The sequence below is a fragment of the Thiothrix nivea DSM 5205 genome (assembly GCF_000260135.1).
GTDB lineage: Bacteria > Pseudomonadota > Gammaproteobacteria > Thiotrichales > Thiotrichaceae > Thiothrix > Thiothrix nivea.
The window spans coordinates 1,272,159-1,285,821 of sequence record NZ_JH651384.1; the positions used below are offsets into that span (position 1 = coordinate 1,272,159).

The window sequence follows — 13,663 nt, forward strand, 5'->3', positions numbered from 1 at the left end:
ATCCCCTAACATTTTGGCACAGGAAAAGCGTTCGTTGCGAGTGTTATTGGCAGAAGACAATCCGGTTAATCGGATGTTGGCAGTACGTTTATTGAATAAGGCGGGACACCAGACCATCGTCGCGGAAAACGGGCGTGCAGCGGTGCAAGCGTGGCAAACCCACCCAACCGACGTGATTTTGATGGATGTGCAAATGCCTGAGATGGATGGTTTAGAGGCTACTCGCTTGATCCGCAAAGCCGAACAGCTCGGCCAACTTGCCCCCACCCCTATCATTGCCCTGACTGCGAATGCCATGGAAAGCGACAAGCAGCACTGTCTAGTGGCAGGGATGGACGACTTCCTCAGCAAACCATTCCAAATCCAAACCCTGCTGGAGACTTTGCAACGTGCCTGCCCCAATACGGAACCCAGCAGCAGCATCCCAAGAGCCTGCATAGCAGTAAAATGAAAATGGAAAACCATAACAGGCATACTTCCCAGGGTGATGGCTTCTTCACCCGCTACATTGTATACATCCTCTCATTCCTGCTACTGATTGGCTCGGCAGTGGTGTTCTGGGTCAGTTACCAAAAAAGTCACAGGATCAATCAGGAAATCGCGGTTTATGAAGCCAGTCAATTCACCTCTTCCGTCAGCCGCTTCCGCACGTTTTATTCCCAGCAATTTGTACCGCGCGCCCAGAAAAATGGCATAAAAATCACCCATGACTACCAAGCTAACGAGGATACCCTGCCCCTGCCAGCGACCATGATAATGGATTTGGGTAAATTTCTGGGCGAAGGCAAGGAAAGCGCCTACAAAATACGGCTATACAGCGACATGCCTTTCCCTTGGCGCAAGGATGGGGGTGCGCGTGATGACTTTGAAAAATGGGCTCTTGGGGAGCTACGCAAAAATTCAGAGCAAGCGGTATGGCGGTTTGAAGGGGAAGGCGATGCCCAAGTGTTACGTTATGCCCGTGCTGACCGTCTGGGGGAAAGCTGTGTGGGCTGCCATAACACTTACCCCGGCACGCCCAAAAAAAACTGGAAGATAGGGGACGTGCGCGGCGTGCTGGAAGTCAGTCGCCCCATCAACGGTTTTGAAAAAGTTACCCAACAGGCGATGATGGAATCCTTCCTGATGTTGGTGGGCTTGGGTTTGGCCTTGTTGGTGATGTTGGGGATCGCCTTGCGTAGCCTGCGCGTTTCCCTTAAGGCATCCGAAGAATCCGCCGTTGCAACCAGAGTTGCCAACCAGAAATTAATGCTGGGGATTGAGGAACGTGAACGCCTGACAGAAGCCTTTAAAGCCAGCCAGATCAAGAGCCGTACTGTTATTGATTCAGTGCTTGACGCCATTATTGTGATCAACTCACAGGGCGTCATTATCGAAACCAACCAGTCAGTTGAACAGGTACTGGGATACACATCAGAAGAGCTGCTGGGGAAAAACGTCAGCATACTTATGGCAGACACAAACCAAGCGCAACATGATGGTTATCTCCGGCACTACCTGCAAACGGGTGAGCAGCAGATTATCGGCAAACCCCGCCAGCTAACCGCACGGCGTAAAGATGGCTCATTGTTCCCTATCGACCTTTCCGTAAACGAGGCACGCTTCGGCGACAATGTTGTGTTTACCGGCATCATCCGCGACATCAGCCACCGTATTGAAGCGCAACAGGAACTGGCTAAAGCCCGCGATGCAGCACTGGAATCGGCCCGCCTCAAATCCGAATTTCTTGCCAACATGAGCCACGAAATCCGCACCCCCATGAATGGCGTCATTGGCATGACGGAACTACTGCTGGGTGGCAAACTGAACCGCGAACAGCGCGACCAGGTACGCACAGTGCAGCATAGCGCGGAATCCTTGTTGAGCATCATTAATGACATACTGGATTTTTCCAAGATTGAGGCAGGCAAACTTTCCATCAGCAACACCCAATTTGAGCTGTTGCCCATCATCGAAAGCGTGATGGACTTGTTGATGGAAGATGCGCAAACCAAAGGCATAGAACTGGCATTTTTTATTGACCACAACGTGCCGAAAGCCATGGTCAGCGACCCTGTACGTATGCGCCAGATTTTGCTCAACTTGCTGAGCAACGCCATCAAATTCACCGAACGTGGCTATGTCATCCTCAAAATCAGCACGCTGGATCTGGAATGCAGGCCACCCGGTGAAGCGCAGCAACTGCGTTTTGAGGTGCTGGATACCGGCTGCGGCATTCCGGAAGAGGCGCAAGCCAAACTGTTCAGGGCATTTTCCCAGGTAGATGGGTCAGTAACCCGCCAATACGGGGGCACGGGTTTGGGTCTGGCCATCAGCAAACAGCTTGCACAGCTCATGGGTGGGGGTATTGGCCTGCTCAGTAAGGTTGGCGTTGGTTCGAGCTTCTGGGTGACGATTACGGTGGAAGTCAGCGCTGTTGGCGAACGCCCCGCCGTTGCCCACCCACTATCGGTATTACTGCTGGGTTCCAAACCGTTGATGAATACCTACTATGAAGCCCAGATGCGGGAATGGGGCATGGAGCCGGTGACGGTAGACTCCCTCAACAGCCTGCTGGTAAGGCTAGAAGAAAACAACCATGCATACGATGTAATCGTGCTGGATGCCGACATGTTTTACCACAAACCCGAGCATCCCCTGGGCGTGCGAACCCTGATCCATTCGGTACGCGAACACAGCCAGTCACCCCTAATCATTTACGGTAGCAGCAGGCAAATAGCCCAACTGGAAATATCACAGCAGCTGGGGCGTCAGGTTCACTTGCTGCCCAAACCGATCAAACATTCATTGGTACTGCGTTATCTGTCGCGTTTCCAGATTCAGCCCGCTCCGGTTGAACCCATCATGCAAACAGATGGCGCAACCATCCTGGCAGTGAACAAGAAACGCATCCTGCTAACTGAAGATCATTCGGTCAACCAGAAAGTGGCACTGGCCATGCTCAAAAAACTCGGCCATACCCATATCGACTGCGCCCTCAACGGCGAAGAAGCCCTGCAAGCCGTACAACAGAACGCTTACGATCTGGTGCTGATGGATTGCCAAATGCCCAAAATGGATGGCTATGAAGCGACCCGCCAAATCCGCCAATTACCAGCCCCACTCTATCAAGCACTGCCTATCATTGCCTTGACGGCTCATACCATGAAAGGTGACGATGAAAAGTGCTATGCCGCCGGCATGAATGACTACCTATCCAAGCCTGTGCGTCTGGATGAATTACAGAAAAAACTGGAAAAGTGGCTCACAGTGAAACTGGAACAAACTACCCCGGCCTGATCCAGGTTCAGTTTCAGGGTTCTGCTGCCGCCAAATCCATGATTAACAGGGAGATGTCATCCGGGCGCAGCGCAGCTGATTGCTCCAGCCCGAGCTTGCTGCGTAACTGCCCGATAACCTCAGCCGCTGGCTGGCTGTTGACGGTTTGCAGACAGTCCATCAGAGCGGCCTCAGTCAGTATGCCGCCCTTGGGGGATGGCAATTCCAACAAGCCATCAGAATACAGGATAAAACGGCTACCACTGGGAAAGGGGACACTGATGGCATCATATTCCACCTCTTGCAGCAAGCCGATCGGGAAACCGGTACACGCTACCTGAACCAGCCCTTCGTTGCCTGGAGTGTAGAGGAATGGCTGCGGATGGCCAGCCTGCACAAAATGCAGCTGTTCCTGTTTAATGTCGATTACGCCCAGTATCAGCGTCAGGTAATGGTCTCCTGTATCCAGCTGTTCATGCAGGTGCTGGTTCAGCCGGGTCGCCAGTCGTGCCGGAATCAAGGCAACATCATGAGGGGATGTAAGCTCCTCAGGGCAGTGTAGCTCGCTGGTGGCGCTCAACAAGGTTTGCAGGCACATCGACAACAAGGCGGAAGCAATACCATGCCCTGAAACATCAATCGAATAAAAAAAGAATAAATCCTCATTGATCGGAAAATAATTAAAGGTATCGCCACCAATGTACTGCGCCGGTTGAAAGAACCAGTCGAGTTTAATGCGCCCAAACTGTTTCTGGTTGGGCAAAACGCCCGTTTGCAGGATGGCAGCGCGTTCCAGGTCGCCTTGTATCAGGCGTTGGGCAGCGGACAGCGATTGGTTAGCCTGTTCCAGATGGCGGTTTTTGTCTTCCAGATTGCGCTCCAGTTCCAGTACCCGTTGGGCGGCCCGCAGGCGTACTTCCAACTCCTCGCGCACAATCGGTTTGGTGGCGAAATCGTCTGCGCCCGCCTCCATGCCCTGGATCAGGTTTTGCTTGCCTGACATGCCGGTGAGCAAGATGATGTACACGTAATGCGGCAGGTTGGCAGAGCGTACCTTGCGACACAGGGTGGGCCCATCCATGATGGGCATTAACCAGTCACTAATAACCAGTTGGAAATGCTGTTGCTGGATTAATTTCCAGGCAATTTTGCCATTATCCGCCAACACTACCTGATGTCCCATCAGGGTAAGTGTGCGGCGCAGAATCAACTGCATATCCCTAGCATCGTCGACAACAAGAATATTCATGCGTTAAGTTTTTTATGATCTAGTTAACACTCAGTCATGACTATGCTACCATCAATAATTAAAATGTCCATATAGATAGAAACTATAAATTACGATTCCGGCAGGCGGTACATGCCGGGCTACCTAATAATCTTTAAATATAACAGGTTGCCAAAATGACAATAATGCCAAGCTCCCCCATTGATGAAGAAACCTACTCACAATTACTCGACATCATGGCGGACGAGTTCGCGGAATTGGTCAATTGCTTTCGTGACGACTCGGATCAAGCCCTTCGGCTCCTCCAACAGCATGTCAACGCTGAAGATAGCGCTGCGGTTGGGATTATATGCCACAAACTGAAGTCCAGCAGCAAACTGATTGGTGCTTTCAAAATGGCTGAATTCGCCCGCCTGCTAGAGGATTACAAGGACGATAACGACCAACAACTGGCCGAAACCCATGTGCAACAGCTGTGCGACGAGTACGCCCGCGTTCAGGAGTGGCTGGACGCGCACGTTGTTGCCTGTTAATAACCACCCACCCATCGATAATCGACGCTATTCCAGGGGAAAAATATGAAGGGCTTGGTATTTACCGAATTTATGGAAATGGTAGAGCAAAAATTTTCTGCCAACATGGTTGACGACATTATTGATGCATCGGAATTGTCATCTGGCGGAGCCTATACTGCGGTGGGCACTTACCCGCACTCCGAGATGGTATCGTTAGTACAAAATCTTTCCAGCCGTACCGGCATTGCCATACCACTCTTGATCAAAACGTTTGGACAATATCTATTTAGCCGTTTCGTGAGCTTGTACCCGGTATTCTTTGAGAACACCCCAGATGCGTTTGATTTTCTAGAGTCCATTGAAAATCATGTTCATACCGAGGTACGTAAACTCTACCCTGACGCTGAATTACCCACCTTTGAAACCTTTCGTGAAGGGGAACGCTCCCTGGTCATGATCTACCGTTCCCAACATCCCTTTGCATCGCTGGCGGAAGGGTTGATCGAAGGCTGTCTGGAACATTACCGAATCAAAGCGCAGGTCGAAGTTATAGACCGCTCAGACGGGCGCGGCACACAGGTCGAGTTCCACATCACCCGCATAGATGTGTAATGAACGACGAAATCAGCCGCCTGCAACGCCGTCTGGAACGCGAAAAAAGCGCCCGTAAACAGGCCGAACAGCTACTGGAAAACAAAAGCCTGGATCTTTACCGGGCTAATCAGGAGCTGCGTGCGCTGGCGGATTCGCTCGAAAACACCGTCGGGGAACGTACCCGCGAACTGGTTGAAGCACGTGACCAAGCAATGGCTGCCAGTCGTGCCAAAAGCTCGTTTCTGGCTGCAATGAGCCACGAAATCCGCACCCCCATGAATGGCATCATTGGCATGGCGACCCTGTTGCAGGATACCCGGCTCGATGCAGGCCAGCAGCACCAGGTTGCCACCATTCTGCAATCCGCACAGGCATTGCTGGGGATACTCAACGATATTCTCGACATTTCCCGTCTAGAGGCAGGCAAACTAGAACTGTTGTCAGAAACTTTCCGCCTGTATGACATACTGCCAGGGATGCTTGAGACCATGCAAGCGATAGCCCGGCAGAAGCAACTGGAACTGCTCAAGGACATCCACGCACAGACGCCAGATATCATGTGCGGGGATAGTTTACGCATACGCCAGATTCTGACCAACCTGATCGGCAATGCCATCAAGTTTACCCCGCAGGGCACAATTACTCTACGTATCCATCCATCCGCCACACATCCGGGCAGTATCCGCTTTGAAGTACAGGATACCGGTATCGGCATTCCACTGGAAAAGCAAGCCGACCTGTTCCGCGCTTTCAGCCAGATCAGCCGCTACGACCAACACAATAGCAGTGGCACTGGGCTGGGGTTGGCCATCTGCCGCAGGCTTGTCAATTTGATGGACGGCACCATCGGTCTTGTGAGTACACCCGGTGTAGGCAGCACATTTTGGTTCGAAATTCCTCTGGCCGCTTCGCCCACGCAGATCGCAGTAAAGCAGGCCGGACATGAAAAACTGCCCGCATCTGCCACAATGCAATACGCAAACACTGGCCACCATGTACTGGTGGTTGAAGACCATAAGGTCAACCAACTGGTCGCCAAAGGTATGCTGACGAAACTGGGCTACAAAGTCACGCTGGCAGAAACCGGCTTCCAGGCAGTCGAACTGCTACGCAGTCAGGATGACTTTGACCTGGTACTGATGGACATCCAGATGCCAGGCATGAATGGCGTAGAAGCAACCCGCATTATCCGCAATGAATTCCCTGATCGGCCACTACCCATCCTGGCCCTCACCGCCAACGCCATGAAAGGCGATGAGCAGGAATACCTGGCTGCTGGCATGGATGCTTGCCTGACTAAACCAATCCAGATTGTCCAACTGGCAGCAGCACTCAGGGAATGGTGCCGGGCAACAGCTGGATAACAATAACCATGACAGAGCCAATGCTAATGAACAGTTTGCACCATGTATTGATAAGCACCTTGCTGGTTTTGCAGACGTATCTGGTGTTCCAAAACCAGCAACTACGCACAGAAATGGATGGGGTCAAAACCCTGCAACGCGATTCTGCTTCAGTACTCGCTGAATCACTTACCCCCCTGAGCGAAAAGCTGGAAACCATCGACGCCGTCACCACAAAACTCGGCGGCGCAACAGATGAGGAAAGCAATAAGAAAATCAGTGCCCTGCAACAGCGTCTCGACTTGCATGGAATCCTGATCACGGTCAATCAGGCCGATCAGCTGCGCGCGGAAGGCAAAAGCGGGGCAGCCGCAGACAAGCTGAAAAGCGTCAAAGAACCCATCTGGCAGGCAGGCGACACACTCAAGGAACAAAAAGCCCGCTTGCAGGGGTTGATGCAACCCATCGACACACTGGTCGCCGCTTGGCAAGGGAACGATACCACCACCGCCCCTGACACAATCCGTAAAGAACTTGAAACGGTTCTGGGAGAACTTGGCAAATGAGCGAAAACAATAACAATAAACGGACTGACCTGTTTACGCACCTCCCAGTCAGGATTGGGCTGGCCTGGCTAAGTGGTCTGGCACTGGCAGGCATTATCATCTACCTAATCAACAGCCACGCACCAACAACCACTGTCGCCGGTAATGCCAACATCATGCAAATGTTGAAATCCGGCAGCGAGGCAAACCCCGATTCCTTCTGCGCTCTGACCGTCAGCCCTGACAATGCCTGCCTGGGCGTCCCAACAGCGTTGTGCAGCAAGGATCTGGAAATGGCGCAAATTGCCTGGAAATATTTCGAAAACAACTACAACCCTAAAACCGGCCTCTACAATGCGGCGGATAAATACCCGTCCACCACCATGTGGGATACCGGTTCGGCATTAGCAGCCACCATCGCCGCGCATGATTTCGGTTTCATCGATGACAAGGACTTCGATGAACGTATCCAGACCATGTTCAAGACCCTGGTCAACATGGAGCTGTTCAACAAAGAGGCACCTAATAAAGCCTATAACACCGAACAGACTGAAATGGTGGATTACCGTAACCAACCAACCACTGACGGTATTGGCGTTTCAGTACTGGATTTGGCACGTATAGTGTCGTGGCTGAACACCCTGAGCTGTATGCACCCCAGGTACGCCTATCCCGCGCAAAAAGTCATTGAACGCTGGGACATGAAACGCCTACTGGCCGACGGGCAAATGTACGGCCTGTACCGCGACCCAGTGTCCAAAGAGATAAAAGTGGTACAGGAAGGCCGCTTGGGCTACGAACAATATGCTGGCAAGATTTTCCGCTCCCTTGGTTACGACCAACGCATTTCCGCCACTTACGACAATGAATTCCGTGCGACCATCAATATCTATGATGTGCCGGTTGCGTATGACCAGCGCGATCCGCGTGATCTGGGGGCATATAACTATGTTGTTACCGAATCCTACGTCATGGATGTGGTGGAAAATGGTCTTGATGCAGAAAACCGCCCGTTGCTGGACAACATCTACAAAGTGCAAAAACGCCGCTGGGAACAAACTGGTATTGTTACTGCCGTTTCGGAAGACAATATCGACCAGGAACCATACTTCCTCTATAACACCATTTTTACGGCTGGTTTGCCGTGGAATACCACCACCGATAAAGGTGTGCGTTACGACAACCTGAAAACGGTTTCCACCAAAGCCGCCCTGGCACTGGCAATGCTGTTCCCGGATGACCCGTACAGCAAGACGCTGGCTTACACCGTCGGCAATGCGTATAACCCTGAACGTGGCTGGTATTCCGGCATTTACGAAAATGGCGGCGGCTACAACACGTCGATTACCGCCAACACAAACGGCATCATCATGAGCTTGTTACTGTATAAAAAGTATGGGGAATTTTATCCATCCTGCCGGGCGTGCAAGCGTGGATTAACCTCGAAGCTTGCTAACACCCAGCCCTGCGATGCCTGCGCAACCCAATAAATACTGGCTGCTGGCGCTGGGGGCAGCGTTGTTGATAACGCGGGCGGCGGCAACCGAACCAGCGTCGTCGCCCCTGCTGCAAACGCTCGAAAAGCTGGAATGCGCCCCGGATGCCAAAGCCGCCCGGTCAGTGCTGAATAAACTCTTCAACATTTCACCACCAGGCCAGGAGTGGCCGGACGAATGGATGGGGACAAAACCTGAAAACCCTGCCCTCTACGCCGGTACGCTGGACATTGCTCTCAGCACACTTAGCTCCACCGCTAAACGTTTCCCCACATTACGTGAAGAAAGTGAACGGGTTGTCCTGCAATGGAATTACTGCGATGTGCTGGAAGATCAACGTTTCCAGAACTTGCGGCTGAAGAATAATAGTCTCCAGAAAATAGCGGCGGCCAACGATGCACCACTGAAATGGGATGGTTTTCGCCATTGGGGGTTCCTGTCCCCCGATCCCAAAGACCGGCTCGTACCCTTGTTACTGGCTGAAATCCGTCTGGCTCCCGAAGCCTATCATTTGTTTCTGCACCGCGTATATCGGCAACACTGCTTCCCCCATCCTGAAAGCGGTTTGCGGGTAAGCGAGGAAGACGCGCCACGCGAGCCATTAGCGCCACATTCCATTACAGGGGATATCCAGGAAGCCCAGACAGCGGAACCCGCACCATACCCGTTTCTCTGGAAACCTTCCTGCCGGATTGCGCAACAGAAGCCCATAAAAAAACCAACCCTGCAAGTTGCAGCAGCCTACCCATCTGAAAAACAATCCGTAATTAACAACGAAACACCCAAAAAACCGGCAAAATCCGCTGTAAAAAAAACGGCGCAAAAAGCTGAAACAAGCAGTAAAACTAACCGTATCAACAAACAGGCAGCCTCTCCTGCACCTATCCAACATACAGAACCCCCACCCCCGCAAACTGCTGCCGAAATAACCCTGCCTGAGCCTGGAACACCAGTGATACCAGCACCTACTAAACACAGCGACGCTTCCACAGAGGGAGCCAAAGGTGATACTGGCTCCGCCACGAAGCCGGAAATATCGTTGGAAGAACGGGGCAAACTGCCTAGCCCGCCGCCTGGCCTAGCCATATTGCCAACCATTGCCCAGACAGCACCAGACAGAGCCATTCCCATGTTCTACGAAGAGGAAGAGCTGGAAACACAGGAACAAGCCCATAGCACAACTGGCATCATCAACGAACCCGGCAAGGGTGAGAACAAAGACAAAAAGAAAAAGCTGCGTCTGGCAGGTTCAATCTCAGACACCCTTTCACTCAAGGATGGCAGCAATTCATTTTCAGCCAGCGCTACCTGGTCACCCGCCCCCAACTGGTTTGCAAGTGGCAATGTCTCTGTCAGGAATGGCGAGTTGGGTTATTCATGGAGTGCGGGTTATGCCGACTGGGAACCGGGCACATGGTCAGCGCAGATCAACAACTGGGGGCCATTGAAGCCGGGTGAAGGGCTGGCTCTAGATAAGGCGGTCACCAATATCGGCTACAAGTTCAAATCTAATACACTGGAAAAGCACAAAATGGCGGCTTCCGGCAATCTAAGTGTTCCGGTCAACGGCGAACCCAGCGTTAGTGGAACCGTGCAATGGTCACCAAAACACAACTGGTACGGACGCGCCACCGCCAGCGTTCCACTGGATGGCGGCAAACCAAACTGGAATTACGGGCTCGGCTATACAGACCCACGCCCCGGCAAATGGCGGGTCGAATATTCTAATTACGGCCAGAACGATTTTCTGGGCGACAATCCTGGGGATGGTTCCATCATCATCAGCCGGGGTTGGCAATTCTAGCCGAAACCTGTTGCGGTGAATTCGTATCATAAGTGCATAACCCGTGAACCGAGACGGGAGGCTGCTTTCCTCCAGGGGACAGAAGCGAGATGAGGTAAAAAGCATCCCGAAAAACCAGCTGGGCTGATTCTTCATTCCGTTGGGGCAGGCATCGCTGTATGTGTTTTTCATCCACGTCTTCCTGCTGCTGGCAATCGCCAATACGCCGCTGCCGGGGTACGGCAATTTCTGGATAAACACCGGTATCCATGCAGGTTTGCTGTCGCTGGTATGGGTGATGGTAAAAAAGGAATTCCTGTTCCGCTGGATTCCGCACTAAACTTGACGAAATGAATAGTATCGCATCTTATGCCGCTGATCCTGCCTACACACAGGGTCGCTGTTATTCGGAACCCGCGCCGCAATACCGCAGCGAATTCCAGCGCGACCGCGACCGCATCATCCACGCCAAGGCGTTCCGGCGGCTGGAATACAAGACGCAGGTGTTCGTCAACCACGAAGGCGACCTCTACCGCACCCGCCTGACCCATTCGCTGGAAGTGGCGCAGATTGCCCGTTCCGTCGCCCGCAGCATGGGGCTGAACGAAGATTTGACCGAAGCGATTGCGCTTTCCCACGACCTCGGCCACACGCCGTTCGGCCATGCGGGGCAGGATGAACTCAACGACTGCATGAAAGCCTACGGCGGCTTTGAACACAACCTACAATCGCTGCGGGTGGTCGATGTGCTGGAAGACAGCTATGCCGATTTCCCTGGCATCAACCTGACGTTTGAAACCCGCGAAGGCATCCTCAAGCATTGCGCAGTCAAACATGCGCAGCAGCTTGGTGATGTGGGTCAACGCTTCCTTAACAAAACCCAGCCCTCGCTGGAAGCACAACTCACCAACCTGGCTGACGAAATCGCCTACAACAACCACGACATTGAGGATGGTTTGCGTTCCGGCCTGATCACGCTGGAACAATTGCAGGCTGTGCCGGTGTTTGCGGAGGAATATCAGCGCGTGTTGCAGGCATATCCCGGTTTGCAGGGGCGGCGGCTGATCCGCGAAGTGTTGCGGCGCATGATCGGCAAGATGGTGATTGACCTGATCGAAAGCAGTCAGGCTGCACTTCAGGCTTCCGGCGTGCAGACGCTGGCGGAGGTGCGCCGTCAGCCCGCCGCGCTGATGCGCTACGGCGACGACATGCGCCAGCAGAAAAATGCGCTGAAGAAATTCCTGCGCAACAACCTGTATTTCCACCCCACCGTTTATCGCATGACCTGGCGGGCGCGCAAGGTGGTGCGGGCGCTGTTCGATGCTTACATGCAGGATACGCGCCTGCTGACGCCAAAGTTCCAGGCATTTGCCCGACAATATGAAGCCGACGATGGCGAGGCCGGGCGGGCGCGGGCAATTGCCGATTTCATCGCGGGCATGACCGACCGTTACGCGATGCGCGAATACGGGCAGTTGTTTGATTTGTCAGGCTTGCGTTGAGGCACTTTCCCTGTCCAGCAGTTGCTGCACGGTCAGGTGCTGATTCTGCGCCACCGCTTCCAGCCACTGCTCATCCAACCCGGTGCGTTGCCGGATTTGCTGTGCCTGCCGCTGCTGTTTAGCGCTTCCCTGCCAGAAATGGCGGCGGATGTCGGCCACCGTCAAAGTATCCGGCGCAACCCGCAGCAGGTAATGTGGCGGTTCTTCATCGTCACGGCTGAGGATGCCGTAGCCGATCAGTTCCCGCAATGAATCTTCCAGCAGAAAACGGGACACCGGAATGCGGCGGCGCAATTCATCCAGCGTGGGCGGAGCCTGCTGGCCAAGGAAACGCTGGCCGATTTCCCGCAGTACCAGCACTGCCAGCAATTCACGGGTTTGCACGCTGGTTTCCTCTGGCTGCTGGCTCATGCGCACCGCATCGGGGTACTGGAAATAGTACGCCAGCCGCGAGCCGGTCAGCACAATGACCCAACCGACATACAGCCACAACATGAACAAAAACAGGCTGGCAAAAATGGAATAAATCGCCGTCTGCTGCCCGGAACTGACCACGAAAGAAGCAAACAGCCAGCCCGCCACCTGCCACATGATGCCCGCGATCGCTGCGCCGCCCAGCGCTGCCAGCGGTTTCACCCGCGTGTTGGGCATGAACAGGTACAGGAAAGTAAATGCCAACACCACCAGCATCACCGGCAGCAGTTTCAGCAAGCCCGCCAGCACCATGCCGAACGGCTCGGTCTGGGTAATGGTTTGTACCAGGTTGGTATTTTGCAGGGAAGTCCACAGCCCCAGCGCCGTGAACATCAGGATTGGCCCGACCAGGATCACGCTCAGGTAGTCACGGAACTGGCTCACCAGCGAACGTGGCTGTTTCACATGCCAGATATGATTGAATGCGCTTTCGATCTTCTGCATGAGACCGATGACGGTATAAAGCAGGACAGCGAGGCCGGTCACGCCCAGCACCCCAACCTGGATGTTGTCGACGAAACCGAGTATCTGCCGGGTGAATTCCTCCGCCTTTCCCCCCAGTGGCGTCAGCAGGCTGAGCAGCAGCGGCTCCATCTGGTTATGGACGCCGAAGCCTTTCAACACCGAAAAGCTTAGCGCCAGCAGTGGTGCAAGCGACAACAGCGTAGTGTAAACCAGGCTCATGGCACGCAGGGTGATTTCGCCGCGCTGGATGTCGTGGAACAGCGCGACGGGCAGGGCTTTGAGGAAGTCAGGGAGCTTGTTGGGCATGGAGACTGTCATCAATTTCATCCGGGATGTCGGCTTACCATAGCACTTTCAAACAATGGCCAGCCATTTTTTGTCATCAATCTGGACTTTCTTGATGTCGGTCAAGAGCGCTAATAGGTGAGGAACATAGCATACGTGCCACGACCTCACCTTC

Annotated in this window: 12 protein-coding genes; 10 read left to right on the top strand and 2 right to left on the bottom strand. The window is 53.4% G+C overall.

Annotation, left to right across the window (positions count from 1 at the left end; genetic code table 11):
• Positions 1 to 40 precede the first annotated feature (40 nt).
• Together THINI_RS06580 and THINI_RS23230 are read left to right on the top strand one after the other, a co-directional pair.
• On the top strand, positions 41 to 451 hold the full coding sequence (locus tag THINI_RS06580; protein ID WP_281054691.1) for a response regulator: 411 nt from the start codon (positions 41 to 43) through the stop codon (positions 449 to 451).
• Between the two features lie 2 nt (positions 452 to 453).
• Entirely contained in the window at positions 454 to 3,279 is a 2,826-nt protein-coding gene (locus THINI_RS23230; RefSeq protein WP_169314590.1) for a response regulator, read from the top strand.
• Between the two features lie 13 nt (positions 3,280 to 3,292).
• Here the strand turns inward: THINI_RS23230 and THINI_RS06590 are convergent, their stop codons facing one another.
• Positions 3,293 to 4,507, bottom strand: a complete 1,215-nt coding sequence (locus THINI_RS06590; protein ID WP_002707871.1) for a PP2C family protein-serine/threonine phosphatase — start codon at positions 4,505 to 4,507, stop codon at positions 3,293 to 3,295.
• A 155-nt stretch (positions 4,508 to 4,662) separates the two neighbouring features.
• Between THINI_RS06590 and THINI_RS06595 the strand changes: the two genes are divergently transcribed.
• The 8 genes from THINI_RS06595 to THINI_RS06630 all read left to right on the top strand — a co-directional run bounded on the left by THINI_RS06595 (position 4,663) and on the right by THINI_RS06630 (position 12,264).
• Complete coding sequence (locus tag THINI_RS06595) at positions 4,663 to 5,019, top strand: Hpt domain-containing protein (RefSeq protein WP_002707872.1); 357 nt, start codon at positions 4,663 to 4,665, stop codon at positions 5,017 to 5,019.
• Between the two features lie 45 nt (positions 5,020 to 5,064).
• Positions 5,065 to 5,613, top strand: coding sequence for a heme NO-binding domain-containing protein (locus THINI_RS06600; protein ID WP_002707873.1), 549 nt, complete (start codon positions 5,065 to 5,067; stop codon positions 5,611 to 5,613).
• Entirely contained in the window at positions 5,613 to 6,959 is a 1,347-nt protein-coding gene (locus THINI_RS06605; protein WP_002707874.1) for an ATP-binding protein, read from the top strand. The genes THINI_RS06600 and THINI_RS06605 overlap by 1 nt, the downstream gene beginning before the upstream one ends.
• Before the next feature lie 26 nt (positions 6,960 to 6,985).
• On the top strand, positions 6,986 to 7,504 hold the full coding sequence (locus THINI_RS06610; protein ID WP_040839179.1) for a hypothetical protein: 519 nt from the start codon (positions 6,986 to 6,988) through the stop codon (positions 7,502 to 7,504).
• Positions 7,501 to 8,973, top strand: a complete 1,473-nt coding sequence (locus THINI_RS06615; RefSeq protein ID WP_002707876.1) for a DUF3131 domain-containing protein — start codon at positions 7,501 to 7,503, stop codon at positions 8,971 to 8,973. The genes THINI_RS06610 and THINI_RS06615 overlap by 4 nt, the downstream gene beginning before the upstream one ends.
• A complete protein-coding gene (locus THINI_RS06620) occupies positions 8,933 to 10,783 on the top strand; it encodes a hypothetical protein (protein ID WP_154724367.1) in 1,851 nt (616 codons plus the stop codon). Before THINI_RS06615 ends, THINI_RS06620 begins: the two co-directional genes overlap by 41 nt.
• A gap of 139 nt (positions 10,784 to 10,922) precedes the next feature.
• Positions 10,923 to 11,102 carry an OpgC domain-containing protein gene (gene opgC / locus THINI_RS06625; RefSeq protein WP_040839183.1) on the top strand — a complete coding sequence of 60 codons (180 nt, stop codon included), beginning with the start codon at positions 10,923 to 10,925 and terminating at the stop codon, positions 11,100 to 11,102.
• A gap of 10 nt (positions 11,103 to 11,112) precedes the next feature.
• The gene (locus THINI_RS06630) at positions 11,113 to 12,264 is read left to right on the top strand and encodes a deoxyguanosinetriphosphate triphosphohydrolase (RefSeq protein ID WP_002707878.1); all 1,152 of its coding nucleotides are present in this window, start codon (positions 11,113 to 11,115) and stop codon (positions 12,262 to 12,264) included.
• Here THINI_RS06630 and THINI_RS06635 read toward each other — a convergent pair.
• On the bottom strand, positions 12,250 to 13,509 hold the full coding sequence (locus tag THINI_RS06635) for a YihY/virulence factor BrkB family protein (RefSeq protein ID WP_169314591.1): 1,260 nt from the start codon (positions 13,507 to 13,509) through the stop codon (positions 12,250 to 12,252). The genes THINI_RS06630 and THINI_RS06635 overlap by 15 nt on opposite strands.
• Positions 13,510 to 13,663 lie beyond the last annotated feature (154 nt).

Excerpts from the sequence above, each read along its gene's own strand:
- THINI_RS06615 (WP_002707876.1), top strand. The coding sequence starts at position 7,501 with ATGAGCGAAAACAATAACAATAAACGGACTGACCTGTTTACGCACCTC.
- THINI_RS23230 (WP_169314590.1), top strand. The coding sequence starts at position 454 with ATGGAAAACCATAACAGGCATACTTCCCAGGGTGATGGCTTCTTCACC.
- THINI_RS06630 (WP_002707878.1), top strand. The coding sequence starts at position 11,113 with ATGAATAGTATCGCATCTTATGCCGCTGATCCTGCCTACACACAGGGT.
- THINI_RS06590 (WP_002707871.1), bottom strand. The coding sequence starts at position 4,507 with ATGAATATTCTTGTTGTCGACGATGCTAGGGATATGCAGTTGATTCTG.
- THINI_RS06610 (WP_040839179.1), top strand. The coding sequence starts at position 6,986 with ATGAACAGTTTGCACCATGTATTGATAAGCACCTTGCTGGTTTTGCAG.
- THINI_RS06605 (WP_002707874.1), top strand. The coding sequence starts at position 5,613 with ATGAACGACGAAATCAGCCGCCTGCAACGCCGTCTGGAACGCGAAAAA.
- THINI_RS06600 (WP_002707873.1), top strand. The coding sequence starts at position 5,065 with ATGAAGGGCTTGGTATTTACCGAATTTATGGAAATGGTAGAGCAAAAA.
- THINI_RS06595 (WP_002707872.1), top strand. The coding sequence starts at position 4,663 with ATGACAATAATGCCAAGCTCCCCCATTGATGAAGAAACCTACTCACAA.
- THINI_RS06635 (WP_169314591.1), bottom strand. The coding sequence starts at position 13,509 with ATGCCCAACAAGCTCCCTGACTTCCTCAAAGCCCTGCCCGTCGCGCTG.